The sequence below is a fragment of the Legionella rowbothamii genome, from assembly GCF_900639985.1.
Taxonomy (GTDB): domain Bacteria; phylum Pseudomonadota; class Gammaproteobacteria; order Legionellales; family Legionellaceae; genus Legionella; species Legionella rowbothamii.
The window spans coordinates 1-26473 of sequence record NZ_CAAAIM010000010.1 but is presented as its reverse complement, the minus strand read 5'-3'; the positions used below and the strand labels follow the sequence as shown (position 1 = coordinate 26473).

The following is a 26473-nucleotide window of genomic DNA, read 5'->3' as shown; positions in this document are numbered from 1 at the left end:
AAATTTTGGGCTTGAATTGATGTAGAGGCTCACTTTCTATCTGGTTTGTTAGGCGCAGTCATTATTTTATTGCTGTGGTCACTTTAAATAAATTTTTATACAATAAACGATTGGCTTGTAAAATGCGCAGCGCTTCGGTCCAGTAATAAAGTTCTAACCAAGTTTCTCGTACATTGCGAATTAACGTTAAGGCTTTTTCGTGCGCTTTTCTATGCTCCGCAAGTGCTAGCGCCCGGCTTTGTTTTGATTTCATGGATAAGGAACGACCACGAGCAAACGTTTGTTGCAATCCTACTTGCTCCATCGTCATTTCGTCTTGGGTAAAACTAAAAGAATCAGTCGGCACATTAGCAACTCCAACGACCAATTGCGGATCAGTTAATTGACCCTCAGCAATAGCTTGTTGTTGTAATGCCGCACTCGCTGCTTGAAAGCGGTGTAATTCAGGCGAAGTAGCAAGAGCTAACGATTCTGCTTCAGATAAAGTAAGCTTTTTTTCCTTGTTTATGGCCAAGGAAGGAAAATTTATGGTCACAAAGATTTATTAGAATAACCCATCGAATAGGGCAATGTTGTTTCATGTGATACAGTCCATTCCATGTGCTCTAATGGATGAATAAATTATGGGTCATCTCAATAGTAATTATTGATTCTAACACCATAAATTCTTTCATAACCACTAAATCCATAAACATTTAGTTTCTTGTTATTATGGGCTATAAAGCGGCTAAGAAAATTTAAATCTTTATTGGATTAATTAAATAGTCTCCCTATATTGTGTTTATGATTCCGTTACACTTCTAATAGCCATTTAATAGTCAACATTATTAACCCTACGGCATAGATAAAGTGTCTTTTTGCATTCTATTTGCAAGGTAGTATGGGAAATTTTAAATTGGTTTAATAATAATAACTGAACTTCATCCCTGACCAGTTCTTCCTTAAAACGAGAATCAATGACAAGGTGAGCTGTTAAGCTAATCTTATCGGAAGTAATAGCCCAAATATGTAAATCATGTACGTCTAAAATACCTTTTATAGACATTATTCGAGACTTAATTTGGTTAAAATCAATTCCTGCGGGTACGCCTTCTAAAAGGATGTTTATAGTCTCTTTTAAAAGTATCCACGTGCGGGGCAATACCCACAATCCAATTAAAACTGCGATAGCTGAGTCCACCCAGCTCCAATCTGTGAAGCGAATTAAAAGCGCTGCAATAATCACCCCTACAGAGCCTAACATATCACTCCAGACCTCAAGATAAGCACTTTTTAAATTTAAATTTTTATCTTTGTCACGGGATAATAAATACATAGATGCTAAATTAATAAGCAGACCGAGACTGGCAATAATTAACATACCGGTGGAATAAATTTCAGGAGGTTGTTTTAACCGTTGATATGCCTCATATATAATATAAAGCGCTACTACAAAAAGAAGAGCGGCATTAAATGCAGCAGCTAGAATTTCAAATCGATAGTAACCAAAGGTACGGCGTGCATCAGCCGGTCGTTTACTTACACGGATAGCAATTAGTGCAATAATTAACGCAGTAACATCGGTTAACATATGCGCAGCATCGGAGATTAATGCAAGGCTGCCGGTTAAAATACCGCCGATTACCTCAGCAATCAAAAAACCACCTGTTAATGAAAGCGCCCACCAAAGTGATTGTTCTCTCGAAACTCCTTGAACATTGGGTTTAATCTTTTTGTTCATAATGTCTTCCTAACAATGATGTGTCACATCACTCCCGATGCATCTAACAATTAGCACTTAAAGGCACTTGGCACACCCTTTATAACATTCTAAATGAAACCCCATGTAAAAAAATGGCTGCAAACATTAGAAAAATAAAGAGAACAATAATGAAATGCCGGCTTTTTCTTTTTTTAAAAATGAAAAGAGAAAGCCCGCATAACACAATGACTGCGGCTGACAGAGCGACTAAAAACCATGGAGTAAGTTCCATCATCTTTCCTAGACTGATTAAACACCTGAGCTATTCTTTAGGTTCATGCAGATGTCCACCATCACCACCAAACCCTCCTTGATATCCCTCCTCAGGATGGGCTGGGTCAGGATTGTTTTTTGCACAGGACATTAAACTGCAACCTAATAAGAATACCCCTATCAAAACAATAATTTTTTTAAATCCCATAGTCATTTTTTATTTCCTTTTGAATCGATACCTATTAAGCATAACATACTGAATATTAGAATGTATTCCTCTTCTATTTGAGGATAATATGTCCCAACCCCAACACTACATCATTTATTTTTATTATATTCCTCCAAATAATTAATTATCTTGGTGACATCGTTAATGTTCATAGGCTTTGCAAAGCAAGGGTAAAGACTGTTTTTTAAAATTTTATGAGGTGATGTACTCAGTAATATAATGGGGGTCAGTTTATTAAAAATTGATTGTTCCCGGATAAGATCAGTCAGTTCAAAACAATCGCATTCTTTATTAAGCTCAGCATCAATCAAAATGACATGATAGGTTTTTAATTCCACCAAAACTAAGGTGGATTCAACATCCAAGGCCATATCGACACAATGCCCCAATTGAGTTATTTGAGCGCGTATAATAATCCGTGCGCCAAGAGAGGGTTCGGTTACTAAGAAATGCAATTTGCTATTCATATACTACCTCTCAATATATAGCCTCTTTTGTTAACACTCCCTTATTTCTTATTTTTAATGCCTACACACTGCATGCCTTAAAGCACTACAAATCCAAACATTCAAACTCACTCCTGAATTTTTTGCCGCCATGAATACATCTCGATGAAGCTCGGGCGAAATAGTGAGTGTCAATTGTCCTAATAAAGGTACTTCAGGCTCTTTAAATTGTTTCTCACAACTTTTTAGATAATGATCAATCGCTTCCATAAAGGCTTTTTTTAAATGGTGAGCCATAGTTGCCTGAAAAGTAATTACCGCTTGCGTATTAATTATTTCTCCAAAAAACAATTCATTGAGATCGTCAAATACCACATGTCCAATGTAGCCTTTATACTGCAACATAACGACCTCCTAACTCATGTAACAAGCGTACTATTTACGCCCTTTAATTACTTAATTAACGTGTCACTTTCGGCTAAATGAGTCTTTTTCATATAGCTTTTATGAGCGTTCAGCAATCGTAAACCATTTGCCACCACAATTAAACTAGCACCCATATCAGCAAATACAGCCATCCACAAGGTAGCTAATCCACTAAGAGCTAAAATAAAGAACACCAATTTAATAATCAGGGATAGGCTGATGTTTTGCTGTAGAATACGAGACGTTTTACGACTTAAGTGAATGTATAAAGGCAGCATCGCCAGATTATCATTCATTAAAGCGACATCGGCTGTTTCTAAAGCAGTATCAGTGCCTTTTCCCATAGCAAAACTTATAGTAGCTGCAGCCAAGGCTGGGGCATCATTAATTCCATCACCGACCATCCCTACTGCTTTATATTCCTTCAGAAGAAGACCAATAGCCTTCATTTTGTCTGTAGGTAATACATTCGCTTGTACTTCATCAATTCCTACAAGCGTTGCAATAGCACGAGCGGTAATGGCATTATCTCCGGTGAGCATCGCAGTTTTTATGCCTTGTTGATGCAAGGCTTCAATAGCCTTTTTACTGGTGGGACGAAGTGTATCTGCTACAGCAAAAATCGCTAAAACCTGAGTCTTATTGCTTAAGATCACGGTTGTTTTCCCTTCTTCTTCCAATCGTTCGAGCGCTTGTTCGACTCCTAAACTACATACTTCATTGTCTTCAGCTAATTGATGATTCCCTACATAATAGAGTTCTTGGTCAACGAGGCCTTTAACACCTCGACCTGGCAATGCGCTAAATTGATCTATGGATAGCATCACTTCATCAGGCTGCTCTTGATGCCAATAGGCCACCAATGCGTGTGCCACGGGATGTTCGGAGTGAGAATCGAGGCTTGCTGCCAATAGTAATAACTCGTTCTTTGTATGGTTTTTATCATAAGCAATAAAATCAGTAACTACCGGTTTACCTTCGGTTAATGTGCCTGTTTTATCCAGGGCAATTAATTTTAAGCGATATCCATTCTCTAAATAAGTTCCCCCTTTGATAAGTATCCCGCTCTTAGCTGCAGCGGCTAAACCACTTACCACTGTAACAGGTGTCGAGATAACTAAGGCACAAGGGCACGCAATAACCAGTAAGGTTAATGCTTTATAGATCCAATCATAAAAAGGATAACCAAATACCAAGGGTGGGATAAGGGCGATTAGAACGGCAATGAGTACCATTATTGGGGTATAATACCTCGCAAATTGATCGACAAATCGCTGAGTTGGCGCACGCTCACTTTGTGCTTGTTCAATCGCTTTGCCAATTTTTGCGAGTAGGGTATCCCCTGAAGCATTACTCACTTTGACTTCAAACGAACCATGTTCATTGAGTGTTCCGGCAAAAACACTATCCCCTACTCGTTTACTCACCGGCATTGATTCTCCAGTAATAGGCGCTTGATTCACCGTACTTTGACCTGAAATCAAATGACCATCGAGAGGAATACGCTCACCGGGTTTCACTCTAAATACGGCACCAGGTTGTACTTCTGTAACAAGTAGTGTGTGCCATTGACCATTGTCCCCTTTAACCAGAGCGACCTCTGGGGCAATTTCCATTAAACTTCGAATCGCCTGACGTGCCTTATCTAAGGAATAACGCTCAATACGCTCAGCAAGTGCAAATAAAACGGTCACCATTGCAGCTTCTGGCCATGCACCAATAAAGGCAGCACCCGTTATGGCAATTAACATTAAGCTGTTAATGTTCAGCGCTTTCGTGCGTAAAGCAATCCACCCTTTTTTAATGGTTGCAGGACCACTTAACGCTATAGCTAATAAGGCAGGAACAATGACCCAAATGGATTGTTCTGATGCAAAATAATACGCAGCTAATTCTGAAAAAAGTGCAAATAATCCAGCAATTCCAATGGCACTCCAAGACGCATCAATACCAAAACGCTTGCCCTTTTGGCCTGACACATTGCTACTTTTAGAACGAACGCTCATACCCAGGCTTTCAATTTTTTGCTGGATGGGCTCAATAGTGGGTAAACAATGGTGTACGGTTACTTCTTCCGCGATGAAATTAAAATCTAATTGTTTTATTTCAGGTATGGTTTGTAATTGCTTTCTGATTAATTGTTCCTCAGAAGGACAATCAAGGCCTGCAACAAAAAAGGTCGTTAATGTTAAAGGTGCGGTCATAATTAACACTCCAAATAGGCCTTGTTCTACCAATTAAGATATTCAACACCTTGCTCTCAAAGACGTGTTCCATTAGAAAAATCCTATTAACTGTCCGTCTCTTCGGTAAAGTGCTTTAGCATGTCATCTAAAATACAGCGTACATGCGCATCATAAATACTGTAATAAATGTGTTTGCCTTCTCGGTTAGCAACGAGCAGTCGAGCCGAACGAAGTAAACTCAAATGATGACTGGTTAGTGGTACCGATAATTGTAATTGTTGTGCCAGTTCAGAAACAGACTTAGCACCTTCCAAACAAGTCACCAAAAGTCTTAAGCGATTAGGTTCACCCATTAAATGTAAAATATCGCTTAGCGTTATCATTTGATCGTGTGTTAGCATAATGACTTAAACAATTAAACAAGTATTTAACTATTAATATAGCTAAATACCGTGCTTTGTCAAATTCACTCTGACTTTTTTTGTGGACTGAGTTGCCCTTTTTTACGGCGGTCATGAAAAATGTAATATAGCCCTGGTAAAACCAACAGGGTCAGGAAAGTGGATGAAATAATCCCGCCAATAACTACTGTTGCCAAAGGGCGTTGCACCTCAGAACCGGTGCCTGTTGCAAGTGCCATAGGCACAAAACCCAGAGATGCCACTAAAGCAGTCATCAGCACGGGGCGAAGTCGTGCTAATGAACCTTGTAATACCGCATCTTTTAAATAAAACTTTTTCTGTTCTCTAAGCTTTTTTATGAAGGTAATCATAACGAGGCCATTTAATACAGCAACACCCGATAATGCAATAAATCCAACACCTGCTGAAATAGACAAAGGGATACCTCTTAACCATAAGGCAAAGATACCCCCCGTTAATGCCAGCGGGATTCCAGAGAACACCAACAGCGCATCCTTTACACTGCCAAAGCTCATAAACAATAACAAGAAAATGGTCACCAAGGTGATGGGAATAACAATTTGTAGCCGAGAAGAGGCTGATTGCAACTGCTCAAACTGACCACCCCAAGTAATCCAATAGCCACTAGGTATTTTAACATTTTGGTCAATACGTTGTTTTGCATCCAATACAAAGGAGCTGAGATCCCGGCCTCGAACATTCGCACTAACCACCACTCGACGCTTGCCTATTTCCCGGCTAATTTGATTTGGACTTTCGCTTCGCGTCAGTTTTGCAACCTCACTCAATGGAATAAAATGACGCATACCGTCTTTAGATAGGGGTAATGGAATAAAAACCTGTTTTAGCACGTCCGGATCAAGCCGCAATGATTCAGGTAAGCGAACCACTAAGTCAAAGCGCTTATCCCCCTCAAAGAGTTCCCCGCCTTTTTTACCACCGGTAGCGATGACAACCGCGTCTTGGACGGTACCAATTTGTAATCCATAGCGTGCCAGTGCATCTCTATTAATGTCCACTGTAAGCAAAGGAAGGCCGCTGACTTGCTCCACCTTCACATCGGCAGCGCCCGGTGTTTTTTCAAGTTGGGCATCAATTTTTTCAGCGACTTTTAATAGAGTATTCATGTCATCGCCAAATACTTTGACAGCCACATCACTCCGAACACCAGAAATTAATTCGTTAAACCGCATTTGAATGGGTTGAGTAAACTCATAGTTATTTCCTGGGATTTTTTTTATGGCCTCTTCAATTTCTTGCACCAACTCTTGTTTGGTTTTAGGATTTGGCCAGTCGTCACGTGGCTTTAGCATGATAAAGGTATCAGCAGCATTTGGGGGCATAGGGTCTGTTGCCACTTCAGCAGTCCCAATCTTAGCAAATACGCTTTTAACCTCAGGAAATTGCTTTACTCTTTTTTCTACCATATCCTGCATGGCAATGGATTGGGTGAGACTTGTACCCGGTATGCGCATGACCTGCATGGCAATGTCTCCTTCATCAAGGCTTGGAATAAATTCACCGCCCAGACGAAAAGCAATAATAAGGCTTACAACCACTAGAGCACCTGCAATGCTAACCACCAAGATTCGCGCATGAAAGCACCGCCTTAAGGCACGCTCATAGCCTTGGGAAATATAGTGTACTAACCAGTTTTGCTTTTCCTGAACGCGTCCGCGCAAGAAAATAGCAATAGCCGCAGGGATAAAGGTTAAAGCAAACAGCATGGAGGCCATAAGCGCAATAATCACCGTTTCCGCCATGGGCAAAAACATTTTCCCTTCAACGCCTGTCAGCGTAAGGATTGGCAAGTACACAACAGTGATAATGAACACCCCAAAAATACTAGGACGAATGACCTCGGTTGTAGCATAAGAAATGACTTTTAATCGCTCTTCGAGCGTTAACAGCCGTTTTAGTTCATGTTGTTGTTCCCCTAAATGTTTAATGCAATTTTCAACAATAATCACAGCACCATCAACAATCAAACCAAAATCAAGAGCCCCTAAGCTCATGAGGTTCGCACTGATTTTATTCGTGACCATACCCGTAATGGTAAGCAACATGGACAGAGGGATAACCATTGCAGTAATAAGCGCTGCGCGAATATTTCCTAAAAACAAAAAGAGAATGATGCATACTAATAAAGCCCCTTCAAGGAGATTTTTTTTCACGGTATTAATGGTCGCATTAACCAGCAACGTGCGGTTATAAACAGTCACCGCTTCAACGCCTTCTGGAAGCGATTTATTGATTTCTTTCATTTTGGCAGCCACGCGCTCTGAAACAGTTCGGCTGTTTTCTCCCAACAACATAAATACCGTTCCTAACACCACTTCCTTACCATTTTCTGTGGCAGCCCCTGTACGTAGTTCCTTGCCCAGCGCTACATCGGCCACATCACGAATACGTATTGGCGTTCCTTCAAAGCTTGCCACCACAATATTGTCAATATCAGGAATGTTTTGTACTTGACCTGGAACTCGAATAAGACTTTGCTCGCCATTACGCTCAATGTATCCGGCGCCTACATTCGCATTATTGCGCTGAAGTGCTTCAACCACATCGGTTAGACTTAAGTTGTAGCGCACTAATTTTGCAGGATCTGGAGTGATATGAAATTGTTTTTCATACCCACCAATCGTATTGACCTCGGCAACGCCCTCTACATTGCGCAACTGAGGCTTGATAATCCAATCTTGTATCGTGCGCAGTTCTGTTGGATTGTAAAGTTGCTTTTCTGGAAGGTTGGGTTTATTGGTTACCGTATACATAAAAATCTCTCCAAGCCCTGTGGAGATGGGACCTAAGGAGGTTTCAACTTCCGGTGGTAATTTATTCTTTACTTCCTGCAATCGCTCATTGATTAATTGGCGCGCAAAATAGATGTCCGTCCCATCTTTAAAAATCACCGTGATTTGGGATAGACCATAACGAGAAAGAGAACGGGTATAATCTAAATGAGGCAACCCACTCATCGCTAATTCAATAGGAAAAGTAATGCGTTGCTCGACCTCAAAGGGCGAGTAGCCTGAGGCCTGGGTATTAATTTGCACCTGCACATTGGTAATATCAGGAACCGCATCAATAGGAAGTTTTTGAAAGTTATAGACACCAAAAAGTGCTATAACCAATGTAAACAGCAGGATAAACCAACGGTGTCTTAGTGAAAATCGGATGATTTTTTCGAGCATCTTTTATCCTTAGTCGTCATGGCTTGCGCCTTCCTTGCCAAGCTCCGCTTTAATATAGAAACTGTTTTGAGTGACATACTTCTGCCCGGCCTCCAGTCCTGATATCACCTCACCCCATTGTGAATCCTTTTGCCCAAGAACCACTGGGGTTGCTTCAAAATAATCACCTTGTTGTACATAGACTAAGTCTTGGTCACCAATACGTTGAGTGGCTGAAAGAAGTACAGCGACAGGTACTGTTTTTTCTTTGATAATAATTTCCCCATTAACGTACATGCCCGGCAACCAAAGACGCTTCTCATTGAGTAAAACGGCACGTGCCAATGTGGTCTGACTGTCCTCAATGCCAAGAGGAGCTATATAGGATATAGTACTGTTCGAATTAGGTTTGCCTTCATCGCCTGTTACCCGAATAGTCATGCCTTGTTTCACCAACGGTGCATCTTTACGGTATAGACTAAAATCAGCCCAAACATTACTTAAATTCGCAACATCATAAATAGGTTTGGTGGTTTGTGCCAACTCACCATTAGTTACATATTTTTGGACGATGGTGCCGGTAATAGGCGCGTTAATCGTATAGTTTTGTAAGCTTTCATTGCTTTCAATAGTCACCAGCGGTTCACCTTTAGTGACTTCTTCGCCTAAATACTTATTCATCGATTTGATAATGCCCGCATAACGCGCATAAATAGGCGCCATCGTATCTCGATTAGGAACTATTTTCCCTACTACTTTTATCTGGGTTTTTATAATCTGACTTTTTGCGGTTTCCGTTTGAATGTCCGCAGCTTTAAGTGTTGCTGGCAGCAGTTTCACGCGACCTTCATAGCTTGCGTAATTCCATTCATACGATTGCCCCGATAACACTAATTTAACGGAGACATCAAACGAATGGGGCTCTTGAATCACTTGATTACTTTGCAAATAGTCTTCAACAGGAATAAACGTAATGTCTTCTTTTTTCTGATTAAAACGGGTTAGTTGTACCGTAAGCTGGGCTTGGTTTGGGGAAATTATCGTATCGTTTTGATAAATATAGGCGCGAAAATGAGGAGGCATGCCACGATTAAATAACTGAAGCTCAAGACTTAGCGCTCCTTTTTTAAGTAAACGGCCGCCGGCTGGCCCCTTCTCTATTGGCTCTTCTTTCTTCTCCTCCTGAGGCACATTAGATTCATTAGAGCAACCTGACATAAAACTAAAACTTACCAAAAGAATGATGAGCATAAAAAAAGATTTAAATAGTAGTCGGTTCATTTACTCTCCTTAGTGGGATGTAATCCCAAGAGTCCTGTGAGCTGGATTAAGGTTTTATGGTAATCTGCATGAGCTTGTTGATAATGGCGCTCCTCTTCAAACAAAGTGTTTAAAGAAAGTGATAATTCAAGGTAGGTGTAACGCCCCATTTTATAGCCTTCTTGGGCTAATCCAATCGATTTACGCGCCAAAGGAAGCAGGGAATTAGTTACCAAATTAGCTTCATATTGGCTCTGTTGAGCTTGCAAGAAGGCGGTATAAACATTTTGTCTCACATCAAGGCGGGTGCCTTGATACAGATGTGCAGTCTGCGTGTATTGGGCTTCGGCCGTGAGAATTTTTCCTTGATTTCTATTGTACACCGGCACCTCAGCATTAACTGAAGCAACCACCGCATTAGAACCGTCGTCTTCAAAATGTCGTCCACCCAATTGCACATTTAAGTCAGGCCATACGGCCTTTTTAACGGCAGTGATGGTAGCACGCTTGGCTTGTAATTGGATTTGTACTTGTTGTAATTGCGGGCTTTGCGGCAGTTTCTTAATTAACTCAGACCATTTCAATGCCACATCAGGAAGTCCTTTATCGACTAAACGACGGTCTTCTCGCAAACCATCACCCAAAAGGCGCGATAATTTGGCGCGCTGAGCCAGTGTGTCTTGACCTGCTTTTTTCTGTTGAATGCGTGCATCACCGAGTCGCACTTGTGCTAACCGTAAATCCAGTTCCGCGCCAGCGCCTGCTTTTACCCGTCTATCAATAGCGGCTACGATATCTTCGTTGACACGAGTCAATTTTTTTGTAACCTCATGCCACTGACCTGCATACAAGGCATCTACATAAGCTGTTCCTACGTTAATGTATAACGTTGCCTTATAGACCTGAATTTGTGCTAGAGATGCAAGGTAATCACCGTAAGTAGCTCTTTGTTGATAATATAAGCGGTTTCCTAAAGGAATGGGTTGGGTAATAGAAGCTGTGGTTTCTGCGGCTTCATAGCTTGAATAAGAACCTGAACCACCAAAGTTTTCTGCGGTTAAGGTAACTTGGGGATTAGGGTAAAGACCGCTTTGGATGAAGTAACCACGCATGGCATGGGCTTTGTCAATTTCTGCTTGTAGTTCAGGGTTGTTTTGATAGGCTTCATTTAATGCTTCTTTAAATGTAAGTGGGTTAGCGGCCATCACCTCGCTGAAAACGAAGATGAATAAAACCGTCAGTATCATTCTTATAAAATAAAGCATCCCTTACCTTCAATCATATCTGTAATAACAAGCTCTTTTTAAGTTTACCCTTAAATAGATTAATTATACACCCCTGTGATTTATTCTTAAAAATCATTTAAAAACTTGGGGATACATGTTAAAACACATACAAATTAATGCTTTATTATAAGTGATTCTGTTATGTTGATTCGTTTTATAGGCTTAATTCTTTTGATACATACCTCTCTCATAATCGCTAAACCCTTGACGGTAGGAATTGTATCTTATGATCCCCCATTTACTGTTCGTGCGGGTAAGGATCATTATTTTGGTTTTGATATAGAGCTTATGAGCAGTCTATGTACTGAAATGAAGGCCCAATGCCAGTTTAAACCCATGCCCTTTAATCAACTCTTTACACAATTAAATAAAGGAACCATCGATTTAGCGATTGCTGCAATTATCATAACCGATGAGCGCCAAAAACAGTTTACGTTTAGTCTTCCCTATTTAGTAAGTAACGCACGTTTTATTACAACATCAAAAAACGCAATCACCTCGCTGGACGATTTCAATAAAAAAAATGTGGGCGTCATACAAGGAAGTATTTTTAAACAATGGATAACTCTTAAATTGCCAGGCATATCCATTACAGAATATCCTACAACAGACCAATTAATTAGTGCATTGAACGGTAATGAAGTGGATGGTATTTTAATGGATGATTTTTCCGCAGACTATTGGATTATTAATAATCAACACTCTTTTATAGGAATTGGCGAACCCTTACTCATAGGGACAGGCTATGGAATTATGGCTAAAAATGACTCTGTGCCACTCATTAAAAGAGTTAATAAAGCGCTTCAAAAATTAACCAATAATGACATTTATATTACTTTATATAAGAAATATTTTCATACCATTCCAACACACTGATTCTTTGAAAGGAATTATTAAACGACTAAGGACAGCCCCATGCTATTTTTTAAGATCTTAAATAAAATAAGTACCCTAATTTTAGTTCTAATGATTCTATCCTCTTGTACTTCAACAACTGAAGATACACACACACATAAGAAGAACCCAGGAGGAGGTTACCGCCCATCAGGACACCCAGGGCGGCATTAATATTAAATAAGATGTAGTTATCCTTTAGATGAGGCGCCGATGAATATAAGATGTTTAATACGAAACATGCGAGTGAGACAAAGTGCTAAAATTATTTTTCTTTTTATATTCTTTATATCTTTAGCCTTTGCCAGTGAGCATCCCGTGTCGCAAGTGGTTATTCCTAAAACCATTCCAGAAATTTTTCAAGAAATAGATGAATACAACGTGGCTCTTTATAAAATGCTTGAGAACAAGCAGTTAAGTGAAGTGCATTATCATGTTTTTGCTGTTCTTAAATTGGTAAAAGCACTACCTAAATTAAGCCAACATTTATCACCAGAACAATTAAAGATGCTTCAAAACCATATTGCTTCTATTAAAAAACTGGCCACTCGGATGGATGCCAGCAGCGATGTGAATGACTACGATATAACTCAAGCTCAATATAAAAAACTACAAAGTCTTATAGATGAACTTCACACTTATTACTCCATTAAAAAACATTCCCAATAATATCCTGTAACTACTTTTTTGGTGGAGCAGACGCAATGAATTAATGAATTGAATCTATATCAAAGCACTGTATAGTGATTTTAGGGATAATGATGTATTTAATTTACTAAAAAATGAGCAAGGGATGATCGGTTATGAAGAGCCATAAACATCAAAAGAAAAACAACGGGTTCAAAAAATTTCATATCTGTTTTTGGGTTGTGCCCCTAATGATTTTATTGATCATCACGAAATTTTTTATTCATCGCTTCAATTTAGAATTTTTAGGCGTGAGTCTTCTTTTTACAAGTACGATGGCCGGTGCCATTTTTATTATTAGTATTTTGCTCGCTGGCATTTTGGCAGACTTTAAAGAAGCCGAAAAATTTCCAGCAGAAATCAGAGCCACTCTTGAAAATATATTAGAAGAAGCGACTCTTTTTCATCAAAAGAATAATGAGTTTGATTTAAAAAAAATTCATAACACTACTAGAAAAATAGTGCAGCTTTTTTTTAAAGGGATCGATCATGATGGAGATCATCACGACTTAGATCCTTGTCTAAGTTCAATCAATCAACTGGCATCCTCGTTTGATTCCATGGAACAATTAGGTATGCCACCTAATTTTGTTGTGCGTTTAAAAATGGAACAAGGAACCTTGCGCCGTATTATCCTACGTATCTATCAAATTCAAAGAACTCAATTTATACCATCCGTCCATATTTTGGCAGAATCCTTAATAGGTTTTCTCACCTTGTTTCTTTTGTTCTTAAAAACTGAAGGTTCTCCAGAATCATTTATACTTTTTGGCTTCATTGCTTATTTCTTCCTCTATATCGGACGTCTCATCAGAGTATTAGAAAAACCGTTTAGAGAGGGGCATGAAACCATGGATGATGTGAGTCTTTTTCTCCTTCGAGAGATGAAATGATAACAACGTAATCCCTATTGACATAATGCATCATCCCGCACAAAATTAATTCTGATTTGTTAAATGACCAGGAACGCATTTAGGATTCTGTAAAAGAACGCCAATTAATGTGTTCGACACTAAACGATAATAGATTTCTAGAGCACCACCCACTTAATAGTTCATTCAATGTCAGGAGCAAGTTGCCTAATTCATCAATAATGCCTATCTTAGTATTTAATATAGGTACACTAAATCCGTAAATGAATTTTTCAAGATAGGGGCATTCTTTGAAAAGCAAAAGACAGAGCGCGTCACAGCTAAAAAAGTCACCATACACGATAAAACGGCCACCCTTTGAGTGTATTGCACTTGTTTTACAAGGAGGAGGCGCTTTAGGTTCCTATCAAGCAGGAGTCTATGAAGCTCTTGCCGAGGTTGATCTCCTTCCTGACTGGGTAGCAGGTATTTCAATCGGTGCTATTAATGCCGCAATTATAGCAGGCAACCCAATCAATAATAGGGTCGCACAACTTAAACTATTTTGGGAACATCTCTGTGCGAATCCTTTACTCGATTGGTCAAGTGTATTTGCTCCAATAACTTCCACCAATATCCTAGGGCGTAACCTGTTCAATCAGACGAGTGCCTGGTCAAGTTTAATGAATGGGGTGCCTAATTTCTTCACCCCTCGCAATCCCGCCCCTTTTTTTTACCCCGATGGAACCATTGAGGCTACAAGTTTTTATGATCTTAACCCTCTTAAAACCACGTTAGAACGTTTTGTAGACTTTGACAGGATTAATAATGAACCGATTCGCTTTAGTGTAGGAGCTGTCAATGTAACCTCTGGCAATTTCATCTATTTTGATAATACAACGCACACTATTCGTCCTGAGCATGTCATAGCAAGCGCATCCCTACCCCCAGGTTTTGCCGCCACTGAAATTGATGGGGAATTCTATTGGGATGGGGGGTTGATTTCTAATACTCCGCTAGAGTGGGTAGTTGAAGGTGAGACGCGCCAGGATACTCTTGCCTTTCAAGTAGATCTTTGGAATGCTCAAGGCACACTACCACGTTCTATTGCCGAGACCATGACACGCCAAAAAGAAATCCAATATTCCAGCAGGACACGTGCCAGTACTTTTCATTTCCAAAGACTCCAAAGTATTCGCTGCACACTTGCCAGCCTGCTTTCCAAATTACCGCCTCATTTATCTGAAGGCAAAGAAGCGTCCCTTCTTAAAGAAATAGCGGATCACAAAGTATATAATATTGTGCAATTGATTCACCGCCCAAAACAATCTGAAGGACATTCCAAAGATTATGAATTCGCTCTTTTCACCATGAGAGAACATTGGAACGCGGGTTATGCAGACACGGTGAGAACGCTGCAATACCCCCAAATTTTTAAGCGTCCAAGTCATGAAGAAGGAGTATTAACCTTTGATTTATCAAGAACAGTATAAATCTTAAAGAATTAAAAATTGGGGGCATGATGTATCACATCACCCACCGGATATTGGTTTTTTCCATAGGGTTTTGTAATGGCTGCGCGTCGTTGGTGGTACGAATCCCAACAGTTCTATTACCGTGTATATCACACGGATTAGGGCACATTTTTAATCAGATACTCAGAGCAATCTCTTTGATTAATTTATCGTAATAAAATTAGAAATAACTAGATGTCAACCTAAAGAATGATTGTCACGTATAATCGTAACAGGGACAATAAACTTATCATCCAAGTTAATTAATTTAAATGGAATAGTATGGATAACCTTTTTGGTTGGAGCGAGGTGTTTGATTATAGGCTTTATTTCAGAGGGATCATTATCACCCTCTATGCGATAGTTCTCTTTAGAGCGAATTCAGCCCGACTATTTGGTAATCACTCTTCTTTAGATTTTATAATTTATATTATTCTTGGTGCAATACTAGGAGAAGCTATTGTCAATAATATTCCCCTCCTTCCCTCAATGATAGTTTGTGCGCTCATCGTAGCCATCCATCGATTTTTAGCTTATTTATCCTATAAAAGTCATTGGCTTGGTACCTACATTAAAGGCGAGAAAATCGGTCTTGTTAAAAACGGAAAATACATTGAAAAGAATATTCGCTCTTGTCGCCTGACTCCGCATGATATTTTACAAGCATTGAGAGTACAGCATGGCTTAGAACACATTACGTCTATAAAAGATGCAACACTTGAGCGGGGAGGTCAAATATCCTTTATATTTAAATGACATGCTTCATCTTAAGAATTAATGGTTCGTGAATCACCATTAGCCACTTTCATGGTGTAATGCACCACTTAGCGGCTATTGACATCATGAATCATCCAGCATAAAACTAGTACAGATTTTCAATGACTCAAAAAGGACCCCAAAATGACAGACAAAATTCGTGGTAAGGTAAAATGGTTTAATGAAAGCAAAGGCTTTGGCTTTATTGAAAGTAGTGGCAAAGATTATTTTGTTCATTTCAGTGCCATACAAAGCAGTGGTTTTAAAACCTTGCCAGAAAGTGCAAATGTTCTGTTTAAAGCAGGTAAAGGACAAAAAGGTCTGCAAGCAGAAGAAGTTGAACTCATTTAGTCACTAATTAGTACCCTATTTATCTCTACAAATAAATCTTTAGTTCATTACAAAACAATCAATTTACTTTTAAGGTAAAGAAAATTCAAGGAGGAATACAAATGAATAAACGAGTTGCTTTAGTAACAGGTGGGACAGGAGGTATTGGAACAACTATCTGTCAAGAGATGCATCAATTGAATTATCAAGTAGTTGCCTGTTATTTCAAAAATGGTGATCACGATTTAGCAAGAGCTTGGCAAGCGCAACAAGTAGCTCAAGGATTTGAGATTGATATTGCTTATGCGGATAGTTCTTAATTCAAAGACTGTGAACACTTAACGGATTTGGTCATAGAAAAATACGGTACAATCGATGTGCTAGTCAACAATGCAGGCGTTACCAATGATGCAACATTAAAAAAAATGTCTCCAGAACAATGGCATGATGTGATTAATGCGAATTTAAATAGTGTTTTTAATATGACAAAAACGGTATTACCCACTATGTTGGATAATAAGTACGGTCGCATTATTACTATTTCTTCCATCAATGGCCGTAAAGGGCAGTTCGGGCAGTGCAATTATTCAGCAAGTAAATCAGCACTTTATGGATTTACTAAAAGCTTAGCCCAAGAAGTAGCTAAAAAAGAGATTACGGTGAATACAATCTCACCCGGTTATATTAAAACTGAAATGCTTGCATCCATAAAGGAAGATATTTTAAATTCTATCATCGCTCAAATTCCAGTGGGACGCTTAGGAATTCCCCAAGAAGTCGCTCGATTAGTTACTTTTCTTGCTGATGAACAAAGTGGTTTCATTACAGGGGCAAACTTTGATATCAATGGTGGTCAATACATGTAAGCACCATGCGCGCGCGAATATTTAGAAAAACTCCGGAGCGTAGGCCTGCGGGTAAGCGATTCAACCTATTCATCAAGGCGAAGATAAAGTCAGATGACGTTCCAAACGCTAGGCGGCGTTAACGCAGCCTAGCTGTCTTTTTTGAAAAAAACCGATGTAGTTACAGGGAGTGTACTCATGAGATTAAAAAATAAAACAGCCATAGTTACAGGCGCTGCCAGTGGAATAGGTAAAGAAATCGCTTTGGTATATGCCAAAGAAGGCGCCAAAGTTGCTATTGCTGATTTCAATTTGGATGCAGCACATGGTGTTGTTGACGAAATAAAATCCCAAGGTGGACAGGCTATGGCAGTAACCATGAATGTCACTGACGAACAACAGGTCAATGAAGGTGTTGATGCCGTCGTAAAACAGTTTGGCGCAGTGGATATTCTGGTCAGCAATGCAGGAATTCAAATCATAGAATCAATCGATAAATTAGCCTTCTCCGATTGGAAAAAAATGCTAGCCATTCATTTAGATGGTGCCTTCTTAACGACTCGTGCGGCTCTAAAATATATGTATGCTTCAGGTAAAGGTGGAAGCATTATTTATATGGGATCTGTTTATTCTAAAGAAGCCTCTGTTCTTAAAGCACCTTATGTTACAGCAAAACATGGTTTGATTGGTTTATGTCAAGTAGTCGCTAAAGAAGGTGCGGCTCACAACGTGAGAGCTAATATTATTTGCCCTGGATTTGTCCGCACTCCTCTGGTTGATAAACAAATTCCAGAACAAGCTAAAGAACTAGGTATCAGTGAAGACGAGGTCATTAAAAAGGTAATGCTTAAAGATACCGTTGATGGCCAATTTACTACCACCGATGATGTAGCTCAAACTGCTTTATTTTTTGCATCATTTGAATCTAATGCGTTAACCGGACAATCTCTTATTGTCAGTCATGGATGGTTCATGGAGTAAATCATGGCAAACCAAAGTAAACTATTCAGCACTTATAGTACGGCCATCAACGTAGCCCCAAGGTTAGGTTCAGGAAAAAATGGAGGCTCTTTTTTTATTGCATAAAACCCATTGATGCTTGGCTTAACACCATCAAACGATTCCTGCACCTCTTCGGGTTGAACCACATCAATTTGTTCCAGGCGAATAATCTGTTGTTCCTGCCTGTCTAAAAGCTTGCGATACCTCTGATTACTTTCTTCTAATTGTTTTGTAACGACAGAGAGTTTGCGTTCGGCTTCGCATATTCGCTCCGCTACCTGATCAAAGCTCTTTTCTTTATCAGTTAGGAATTCATTGAGTCTTAATTGAAATGAGGTACGTTGCTCTTCATCTGCTATGACCGTTTTTGATAGGGCTTCTACTGTGCTTTTTAGAACAAGAGAAAGTGTTTGTGCCTGATCAACTTCTTTACTCATTTTTACTTTAACTTCATCAAGCTCTTTAATTTTATCAGATAACTGATTCTGATTGTCTTTATACGCCAGAACAACCTGCTCTAATTCCTTTTGAGTGTTTTCTAAAACTTGAGACTGTTCCTCAATAGAGCCTTTAAGCGTTTTGGCAGTCAATTCGAGTTCAATCTGAATTGCACGCAGTGCCTTTTCGGTATCACTCAGCTTACTGATTTCTGACTTTAGTGTGTTAATTTGCTCACAAAATTGTTGAACACTCTCGGTTAGACGTTCATTTTCTTTCTGGAATGCATCAATTTCAATGGCCAGTTGTTCGCGTAAAAGCTCTAAAGTTGAGATAACCGAATCCAGCAGATCCACAAGACTTGAAATTCCTGCCTTCAAATGTTCGATATTGTCTGTATTTTGACTCTGATGATTTTCAAGAAGAATGTGACTTACTGTATAAACAATTACCGTAACAATACTGAGCGTAATAAGAGATGCTAGATTTGCCATGAGTCCAATCATCAAAAGAGGTATGGTAAGCACTGCACCTGCGGTAATTTTTTGCCACAAAGGAATTTCATGCCATATACTTGCAGCACGAGACAGCCAACTGGAATTGTTATTCATTGATTGAATCAGTTGATTAAGATCTGCTTTAATTTTTTGTATTTTATTTTGAGTCGTTACAATCTTCTCAAAACGCTCTTTATCTTTTTTTGTTTTCTGAGCGAGAGTGTCCTGCTCCATGTCTTCTGATTGATGGATATCAGAAGCCAACTCAAGTTCCACTTTTTGATACGACATGATTCTTCCTTACAACGAATGGGTCATCCACTTTTTTAAAATACAAATGGTGTCACCTGATGATTAGGTTAACCTTAATATAAGCAGGGTGACGGATAACCTCTTAATTATTGAAATTACCAGTACTTTTTTTACGTATTGGATTGAGGTGTATCTGCGGTTTTTGAGGCAACGTATAAAAACCCTGAAAATAAGGTCTTAAGGTTGCCCATTGAGGGGGGAAATTGATTTTTAATATTCAGAATGTTACTCATTACCACGTTTCCTTAATTTGGTTTGAAACAACAATCAACCGAGCGCTTTTCCTTAGAGCGGTTAAATCTTGATCATTCTATCGAATAAATTGAGTTCAGTCATTCTTTTTTTAGTGACTCACTATTCTTGATGATATTGCAGGCTTAAGGTTATCTGAATGGATGTTTTTTAGGATCCCACCAACCACCAATAGGTTCGTTTTCATCAAAATACTCATGCACTTTATTAAAGGAATATTTAGATAATTGTTCATATTCTGATTGGGGTAACAGCATATAGTCTTCTTCATCATCAATAATAGAGTTCAGCATCACTCCGACCAGGTGGCATCCATGCCATTTTGCACGGGTAGTTCGATTTTTTCTTTTGGTGTTTTTATGACACCGTGCGGCAAAGGACTTCACTTCATCGTTCAAGAAGGCATCAAGGTAATGAAAGGTTTTGTAGGCCAGCTGAACATGGTTTGGGTGACCTGCAAACACGGTCGGTTGTCTATTTCCTGCGGTGATGGATTGAGTGGTGCAGCCAAAGATATATCCTAAAAGAAAAATCAGTTCATCCGCATAATCATCCATGGTGAGATTGCCTACGTTAAATCCCTTACTGATCTCAAAGAGTTCAGGATTAAACTTTTGAGAAAAGAGCTTTTGATTTAAGAGTTCCTGACGGATTGAAAGCAGATGTGGTCCAATCTGGTGGCAATTGTCTTTCGTGAGGTAATAATTAATCGTTTTATTAAAGGTGTTCAGCAGTTCTTCATCTGGCTTTTTAATAGTAAGACGCTCAATATATTTGCGGTATTTTTTATAGGATTCATTGGTTCTAAAATCATAGCCTTCAGGTTTACGTGGCCATTCGCGTACTTCTTCAAAATCAAAGAAATCAAACTCAGTGTCTGACTCTTCCTCGTCTGTTGACTCATCAAGTTCATCACCAAACAAGGAAATGACATTGGTGTTGCCTTGCGCAATTGATTTTATCAGTGGGATTGACAAACCAGTTGGTTTTGGATTGATGTTACCAGGTTTTAATGTGTCCGTGTTTATCGATGGTCTAATTGATTCAGTATTTTTGTTATGTAGTAAGGTACAGCCATCCACTATCGCCTGTGAGAGACTGATATTTTTTTGATGTGCGATTTCTTTTAATGCGTTATAAGCTTCATCACTGATGGTGATGGTACGCAGAGTTTTCTCGACCAGATATTTTTTTTGATTCAGAGCACGATAACAGCGACTAAAAGCTTGAGGATCTACGAATTCATCAAGCCATAATTGAAACAAGCGTACTGTTTCTTCATCATGCGCCGTGTTTTTGAGTTCAGCAAAGGCGTGGATTGCTTTTATTCTCACCGAATTGTTCGTCTCTTCAGTCATGAATCGATTATTTTGAATGGCACGTTCAAAATAGTGATAACAAGATACATAGTCATCCAGGGATACTTTGCGCTTTTTATTGGCCATAGTTTATAAAGCTCTATAGTAATTATTGAAGGCAGTTTATTGATATCCATTGAATTTATCAATAGTTGATACATTAGATATGTTTAATTTGGGTTTTACACCTGTTTGTATTTACCATCTGTTGATACATTTCTTTTATCAATTAGCCCCCCGGCCGGGATCTTGGTAAAAAAGGGTCATGTTTAACTATTACTCTCATTGAGTACACTTTCTCCTTGTTCTTATCGGTATTGCCTTAAGTCAATCTATTCACATGGTTATCTCCTAAAAATGTGGATAAAGGTATGTTCGAATTTTGCTCACCTGCCTTTGATTTTGGAGCTTAGGAGCATTTAATAGTTATGAGCGAAGCGAATTCATTTAAAGCAGTTTAAAAGAAAGATTTAGATTTGTGCCTCGTCATTCATCGCTCAGTCGCAAAAATAAAAATAACGGAGTATTTTATTAAGAACAATGAGGAACGGAGCGAGCTTGCGAGTGAGTAGTCATTGTTCTTAATAAAATGCGGAGTTATCTTTTATTGCGATTGAGTGATGGGTGATGAGGCAATCGATCTTTAATTATTGCTTTGTTTGTTTTTTTATTTGATTATTGGCCATAGGCCAATTCCTTTTAATAAGATGAAATGATTGATGAGCGTAGCGAATTCCTTATTATTAATTATCCACAGAACCTTCTTGTGGATAATATTCAAGAAGGTTTAAACGGGACTATAAGTAAGAGCGGACACTTAAAAGCTATTCTATAAGACACTTAAATTTCATTATGACAAAATATATACAGTAGCTTTTATTAAAAATGATAGTTTATTCATTGTAATTCACATGTTTTGCAGGTGATGGACGTTTTTTTCTACTCTAATTATAGATAATGATAAAAATTAGGGTTTGTGCAGCATTTTAGTAGTATTAGGGGGTATAGAGGGATATCTCTAAAATAACAAAGGTAAGGGTGTTGAAGTGGGTTGTAGCGCCCTATTCCCGCAATTTGTGGCGGCGCAGAAGGGATTCTCTTCGTCTGCGTTCTTTTTCGCGCGCCTGTTCTTCAGTTTTCTGCTCAGACTTAAGCATGTCTTTCATCACATCAATGTGGGTTTTAGCATTCCCTTTGGGAGCTATAAAATCAAGAATATTACGTGCGGCAGCCTGAGACTCCTGAGCATTGGCAATAAAGGTGCTTCGCTTCTTATTAAGCCGTTTACGCGCAAGAGCGCGTTGTGCAGACAGAGCCTGCAGATTAATGTTGCATGCTTTAAAAAAGGCGGGCGTTAGGCACTTCACGGCAGCAAGACCAATAAAACGCTCTTTTCCCTCCTCGAGTTTGACATCAAAACGCTCGATCATTTTTAAATAGCCTGCACGAACCAGTAATTTAATGGCGCGTTGTGCGCGCTTTAAACCAATCCCGGCCTTATCGGCAAGAAATTCAATGGTAAGGGAGCGAAATCCTTCACTTGCATGAGGTACACCCACCCTAAGACTTGCCAGTTCCGTATAATGTAATAAAACCTGAGCTATACTTGCCAAAGCTTCACGCGCCTCAGAGCGCTGCTGGCGCGTTGAGTTGCGACGCATACGGATTTCTTTAAAATAGGATGTGGGTAGCCCATAGTAACGCCGCCAGGCATCAATCGCCCAGGTAATTATTTTGGGGCGATCCTTATGTTCCTGTGGCTTTTGAAAAAAACGCGGGGACTCAGGATCATGGCCGCACCAGTTACCCTGACGCACCATCCCTGCCCTTCTAGAGCTGTAGCTTGTTTCTGTTGATTTCTTAATGAAATCAATGCAATCCATCACTAACGCACTTTCTTGCATGCGTGTAATATCCTTAGCGGTAGCTAATTGTTGACTAATCAATTACTTAACGCTAAGATATATTTGTTCAGGTTATACTTTAGCGTTAACCGGAAAGCCCGCGTCAACGGGCTTTTTTTTTGCCTTTTTTAAATCATTAATAGAAAGTTATCGTTTATTATTTAATCCGTCAACTCCTTTTTTTTATATAACCAATTGAAATATAGCATTTTTTTATGTTTTATTGGTTCACAATTGGTTCACATAAATGCTTATAAAATGGTTCACTATTGGTTCACATATCACCAAGCAATTTACCTAAATGTATTTTATATTTCCCAACAACAATGGTTCACAAACGGTTCACGAATTTGTCATTTAAATGGTTCACAATTAACGCGAGCCAATCACGAGCAATGGTTCACAAACGGTTCACCAAATAATGATATTAGCCTTTATTTAATTGGATAGAGAACATATATTGAGCCATGCCGATCGATTTACAATTGGTTCACAATTAGTTCACAATAAAAGATGTTTAATGGTTCACAACCAAATTAAATAAGCATCAAATGTAATTCAACATTCAGGCCAAATAGCTCCTTAGTATAGGTTCACAATTGGTTCACATTCAAAGATGTTTAATGGTTCACAATAGGCACACAAAAACGCCTTTTACATATATAAAATTTTTTTTATATGTTTTAACTACTTTATCATTGACCTACATAAATGAGTATGTAATTGTATGTATTAACTGTATAAAAACAAAAAAACATACAAGGCATAAATAATGGAACAAACAAGCTGGACTAACTCAGACATACGTAAATTATTTAAAATGGATAACCGCTTTAAATCTGTTCAAACATTATATAATGCTGAAGATCGAGGCGAAATACCAATAGCAAAAAGAGAAGCCCGAGGGAAGGTTTCAACTAGAGTATGGGGATTAGAACAACTCCCTGAAATCGGAAAAAGATTTGGTTTTTTAAAGCCACCCGCACAACAAAAAATATTATGTAAGTATATGCAAAAAGGAGGGGTGTATAAAACGACTTCCAGCTATAATGAGGCACGTACTCTAGCACTTAATGGTATAAAGACTATATTAATAGGATTAGATCCTGAGTGTTCTGTTTCAGATATAATAATTCCTCAACAAGAACTTAATAGGCTTGATGATTTTGAACAAGGAAAAGGCTTATTTCATTTTTTCGTTGAAAATACACCATTAGAAGAAATCATTCGCCCAACGTCTTTACCCACCCTCGACTTTATACCTGAAACACACGATTTAGTTAAATTAAATAAGTGGATGTCTTTTGAAAAACGTCGTGAATATATCTTCCAAGATAAATTAATACCGCTTCTCTCTAAATATGATGTCATCATCTTTGATAACAGCCCCACATGGAATCATCTCGTAGAAAATTCCATTTTGGTTTCATCATCAGTTGTTATGCCATTAGGATGCAGTCTTCTTGCTTATAATGCTTCTTCGACTAATATGCAAAACATTTGGGACTTTCAAGATGTTATGAAGCTAACAGACCAAGGAATAATCATGTTTAGTACTGCGCTTGAAAGAAGCTCACTTAGTCAACAAATAAATGCAACGTACCTGAGTCGTTATGTAGACTATATGATTACTACACCAATACGTAAATCTGTAAAATGGGAAGAAGCTCTAATGTCTAAACAAACCATATTAGAATACGCTCTTGGTTCCTCTCAGGCAGAAGAATACTACCATCTGATATCTGAATTATGGGGTAGAGTTAATAACAACGAACTTAGCTTCGTAGATCTTTTGCTAACTAACGAGCTAGAGGCTATCTGATGGCTATAAAAAAGGGAGCGTTCGAATTATATACTCAGGAAAGAAAACTGCCAGAAAAAAGGGTAAAAAGCCCCGCCAAAGCAAGCCATTTTTTTGATGATATTTATACTAAAGATAACGGTTCACAATTGGTTCACGAGCAAAGCCTCATCCAACAAACAACACCAGCTGGAAGTCCATCTGCTCATGCAAACCCCGTATTAAATAACAATACAAGTAACGGTTCACAATTGGTTCACGAGCAAAGCCTCATCCAACAAGCAGTACCAGCTGGAAGCCCATCAGCTCATGCAAAACCCGTATTAAATAACAATACAAGTAAGGGTTCACAATCGGTTCACGAGCAAAGCATTGTCCAGCAAACAGCACCTGCTGGAAGCCCATCTGCTCATGCAAACCCCGTATTAAATAACAATACAAATAACGGTTCACAATCGGTTCACGAGCAAAGCATCATCCAACAAGCAGTACCAATTGGAAGCCCATCTGCTCATGCAAACCCCGTATTAAATAACAATACAAGTAACGGTTCACAATCGGTTCACGATCAAAGCCTCATCCAACAAACAGTACCAGTTGGAAGCCCATCTGCTCATGCAAACTCCGGCTTAAATAACAATACAAGTAACGGTTCACAATCGGTTCACGATCAAAGCCTCATCCAACAAACAGTACCAGTTGGAAGCCCATCTGCTCATGCAAACTCCGTTTTAAATAACAATACAAATAACGGTTCACAATCGGTTCACGTAAAGGTTAATGATTTGGCATCGAAGACAGTTGATGCGCAAGTTTCCGTATTGGAAAAAAATCCTCAAATTAGCTTTTCAAAATTAGTTGGCAACCAGCGAGCAATTATAATTGCACTATACAAAAACATTAAAATTAACAAATCAGATACAACTGATGAGCTAACACTCGAGTCAATATCAAAATTAACTCAAGTGAATCAAAAATCCCTTAAAAACACTTTGTTCCGCTTAAATAATGCAGGAATACTTATCCGCGCCGATCAAAAGGTTGGTCGGGGTGGCTGGGTTAAATATAAAATAAATACTCACATCATAAGAGAAATTCAGCAGAAGGAGTTTTTTAGATAAATGGTGTTCTTTTGTGGTTCTACTGCGTTGTGATAACATAAGGAGCAATTTCGGTTTAAAAAACATGATATAAAGAAAGAAATCAAAAATAGATTTTATCTTCTCTGATAGGAGATTCTCAACAAGATCTTAACAGTTGGTTTATACGTTAGATGTAAATGGAAAAAATATGAATGTATTAAATACTAATATAATGAGTTTCTATCATCCCACTAAAGTTGTTTTTCTTGATGATAATCAGGCTTTTCTAGATGCTGTTGCTTTAGAGTTCCATGAACAAGAAAATCTACTAATGTTTACGAACCCAGACAGCGCGATGGAGCAATGCAAAAATAGTAACGAAAGCATATTTCAATTCACAACAATGGAAAAAGAGAATAATAACTTAGATCTCAATAGCAACTCTATAACAACAACATTTAACATGGTTAATAGGGGTTTCGGGACGTATTTTACAGATTTAGCAGGTGGCATATTATGTGAATAATCAACCCCCTCATTACCAGCGCTTAAATATCCGTAAAATGCA

Annotated in this window: 24 protein-coding genes and 1 pseudogene; 11 read left to right on the top strand and 14 right to left on the bottom strand. The window is 38.7% G+C overall.

The genetic code is table 11. The features are described from left to right. Positions 1 to 61: 61 nt before the first annotated feature. From E1P08_RS14350 to E1P08_RS14310, 10 genes are all read right to left on the bottom strand, one after another. Complete coding sequence (locus E1P08_RS14350; RefSeq protein WP_044012621.1) at positions 62 to 535, bottom strand: TolC family protein; 474 nt, start codon at positions 533 to 535, stop codon at positions 62 to 64. A 276-nt stretch (positions 536 to 811) separates the two neighbouring features. Beyond that, positions 812 to 1720 (bottom strand): cation diffusion facilitator family transporter, encoded by a 909-nt coding sequence (locus tag E1P08_RS14345; protein WP_133137693.1) that lies wholly within the window; start codon positions 1718 to 1720, stop codon positions 812 to 814. Positions 1721 to 2003: 283 nt separating this feature from the next. Continuing rightward, positions 2004 to 2168, bottom strand: a complete 165-nt coding sequence (locus tag E1P08_RS17240) for a hypothetical protein (protein ID WP_165485199.1) — start codon at positions 2166 to 2168, stop codon at positions 2004 to 2006. Positions 2169 to 2272: 104 nt separating this feature from the next. Further along, positions 2273 to 2650, bottom strand: a complete 378-nt coding sequence (locus E1P08_RS14340) for a response regulator (RefSeq protein ID WP_133137692.1) — start codon at positions 2648 to 2650, stop codon at positions 2273 to 2275. A gap of 54 nt (positions 2651 to 2704) precedes the next feature. Next, positions 2705 to 3034, bottom strand: coding sequence for a type II toxin-antitoxin system HicB family antitoxin (locus E1P08_RS14335; protein ID WP_133137691.1), 330 nt, complete (start codon positions 3032 to 3034; stop codon positions 2705 to 2707). Positions 3035 to 3081: 47 nt separating this feature from the next. Next, the gene (locus tag E1P08_RS14330; protein ID WP_133137690.1) at positions 3082 to 5259 is read right to left on the bottom strand and encodes a heavy metal translocating P-type ATPase; all 2178 of its coding nucleotides are present in this window, start codon (positions 5257 to 5259) and stop codon (positions 3082 to 3084) included. An 86-nt stretch (positions 5260 to 5345) separates the two neighbouring features. Then, positions 5346 to 5642 (bottom strand): ArsR/SmtB family transcription factor, encoded by a 297-nt coding sequence (locus E1P08_RS14325; protein ID WP_028383794.1) that lies wholly within the window; start codon positions 5640 to 5642, stop codon positions 5346 to 5348. Between the two features lie 65 nt (positions 5643 to 5707). Beyond that, the gene (locus E1P08_RS14320) at positions 5708 to 8857 is read right to left on the bottom strand and encodes an efflux RND transporter permease subunit (RefSeq protein WP_061401095.1); all 3150 of its coding nucleotides are present in this window, start codon (positions 8855 to 8857) and stop codon (positions 5708 to 5710) included. 9 nt (positions 8858 to 8866) lie between these two features. After that, positions 8867 to 10117 carry an efflux RND transporter periplasmic adaptor subunit gene (locus E1P08_RS14315; protein ID WP_061401096.1) on the bottom strand — a complete coding sequence of 417 codons (1251 nt, stop codon included), beginning with the start codon at positions 10115 to 10117 and terminating at the stop codon, positions 8867 to 8869. Continuing rightward, positions 10114 to 11361, bottom strand: a complete 1248-nt coding sequence (locus E1P08_RS14310; protein ID WP_061401097.1) for a TolC family protein — start codon at positions 11359 to 11361, stop codon at positions 10114 to 10116. The genes E1P08_RS14315 and E1P08_RS14310 overlap by 4 nt, the downstream gene beginning before the upstream one ends. 162 nt (positions 11362 to 11523) lie before the next feature. Between E1P08_RS14310 and E1P08_RS14305 the strand changes: the two genes are divergently transcribed. The 8 genes and pseudogenes from E1P08_RS14305 to E1P08_RS14270 all read left to right on the top strand — a co-directional run bounded on the left by E1P08_RS14305 (position 11524) and on the right by E1P08_RS14270 (position 18240). Then, positions 11524 to 12258, top strand: coding sequence for a transporter substrate-binding domain-containing protein (locus E1P08_RS14305; RefSeq protein WP_133137689.1), 735 nt, complete (start codon positions 11524 to 11526; stop codon positions 12256 to 12258). 231 nt (positions 12259 to 12489) lie between these two features. Next, positions 12490 to 12945: a hypothetical protein gene (locus E1P08_RS14300; protein WP_061401098.1), complete on the top strand. Its 456-nt coding sequence runs from the start codon at positions 12490 to 12492 to the stop codon at positions 12943 to 12945. A gap of 209 nt (positions 12946 to 13154) precedes the next feature. Beyond that, a complete protein-coding gene (locus E1P08_RS14295) occupies positions 13155 to 13856 on the top strand; it encodes a hypothetical protein (RefSeq protein WP_230305026.1) in 702 nt (233 codons plus the stop codon). A 269-nt stretch (positions 13857 to 14125) separates the two neighbouring features. Beyond that, on the top strand, positions 14126 to 15307 hold the full coding sequence (locus E1P08_RS14290) for a patatin-like phospholipase family protein (protein WP_133137688.1): 1182 nt from the start codon (positions 14126 to 14128) through the stop codon (positions 15305 to 15307). Positions 15308 to 15610: 303 nt separating this feature from the next. Next, on the top strand, positions 15611 to 16084 hold the full coding sequence (locus E1P08_RS14285) for a DUF421 domain-containing protein (protein WP_133137687.1): 474 nt from the start codon (positions 15611 to 15613) through the stop codon (positions 16082 to 16084). 144 nt (positions 16085 to 16228) lie between these two features. Next, positions 16229 to 16435: a cold-shock protein gene (locus tag E1P08_RS14280; RefSeq protein WP_061401101.1), complete on the top strand. Its 207-nt coding sequence runs from the start codon at positions 16229 to 16231 to the stop codon at positions 16433 to 16435. Positions 16436 to 16536: 101 nt separating this feature from the next. Further along, positions 16537 to 17280: pseudogene (gene phbB, locus E1P08_RS14275) on the top strand (acetoacetyl-CoA reductase). A 177-nt stretch (positions 17281 to 17457) separates the two neighbouring features. After that, the gene (locus E1P08_RS14270; protein ID WP_133137686.1) at positions 17458 to 18240 is read left to right on the top strand and encodes a 3-hydroxybutyrate dehydrogenase; all 783 of its coding nucleotides are present in this window, start codon (positions 17458 to 17460) and stop codon (positions 18238 to 18240) included. Between the two features lie 32 nt (positions 18241 to 18272). Here the strand turns inward: E1P08_RS14270 and E1P08_RS14265 are convergent, their stop codons facing one another. The 4 genes from E1P08_RS14265 to E1P08_RS14255 all read right to left on the bottom strand — a co-directional run bounded on the left by E1P08_RS14265 (position 18273) and on the right by E1P08_RS14255 (position 23022). Further along, the gene (locus E1P08_RS14265; RefSeq protein WP_133137685.1) at positions 18273 to 19487 is read right to left on the bottom strand and encodes a LegC2/C7 family Dot/Icm T4SS effector; all 1215 of its coding nucleotides are present in this window, start codon (positions 19485 to 19487) and stop codon (positions 18273 to 18275) included. Between the two features lie 131 nt (positions 19488 to 19618). Further along, entirely contained in the window at positions 19619 to 19741 is a 123-nt protein-coding gene (locus E1P08_RS17650; protein WP_278043069.1) for a hypothetical protein, read from the bottom strand. Between the two features lie 150 nt (positions 19742 to 19891). After that, complete coding sequence (locus tag E1P08_RS14260) at positions 19892 to 21205, bottom strand: DUF7168 domain-containing protein (protein WP_133137684.1); 1314 nt, start codon at positions 21203 to 21205, stop codon at positions 19892 to 19894. A 974-nt stretch (positions 21206 to 22179) separates the two neighbouring features. Continuing rightward, positions 22180 to 23022 carry a hypothetical protein gene (locus E1P08_RS14255; protein ID WP_242602483.1) on the bottom strand — a complete coding sequence of 281 codons (843 nt, stop codon included), beginning with the start codon at positions 23020 to 23022 and terminating at the stop codon, positions 22180 to 22182. 772 nt (positions 23023 to 23794) lie between these two features. Here E1P08_RS14255 and E1P08_RS14250 point away from each other — a divergent pair. The 3 genes from E1P08_RS14250 to E1P08_RS14240 all read left to right on the top strand — a co-directional run bounded on the left by E1P08_RS14250 (position 23795) and on the right by E1P08_RS14240 (position 26431). Continuing rightward, positions 23795 to 24844, top strand: a complete 1050-nt coding sequence (locus E1P08_RS14250; protein WP_058475106.1) for a ParA family protein — start codon at positions 23795 to 23797, stop codon at positions 24842 to 24844. Continuing rightward, entirely contained in the window at positions 24844 to 25944 is a 1101-nt protein-coding gene (locus E1P08_RS14245; protein ID WP_133137682.1) for a hypothetical protein, read from the top strand. The genes E1P08_RS14250 and E1P08_RS14245 overlap by 1 nt, the downstream gene beginning before the upstream one ends. Positions 25945 to 26113: 169 nt before the next feature. Next, the gene (locus E1P08_RS14240) at positions 26114 to 26431 is read left to right on the top strand and encodes a hypothetical protein (protein WP_133137681.1); all 318 of its coding nucleotides are present in this window, start codon (positions 26114 to 26116) and stop codon (positions 26429 to 26431) included. The last annotated feature ends 42 nt before the right edge of the window (positions 26432 to 26473 follow it).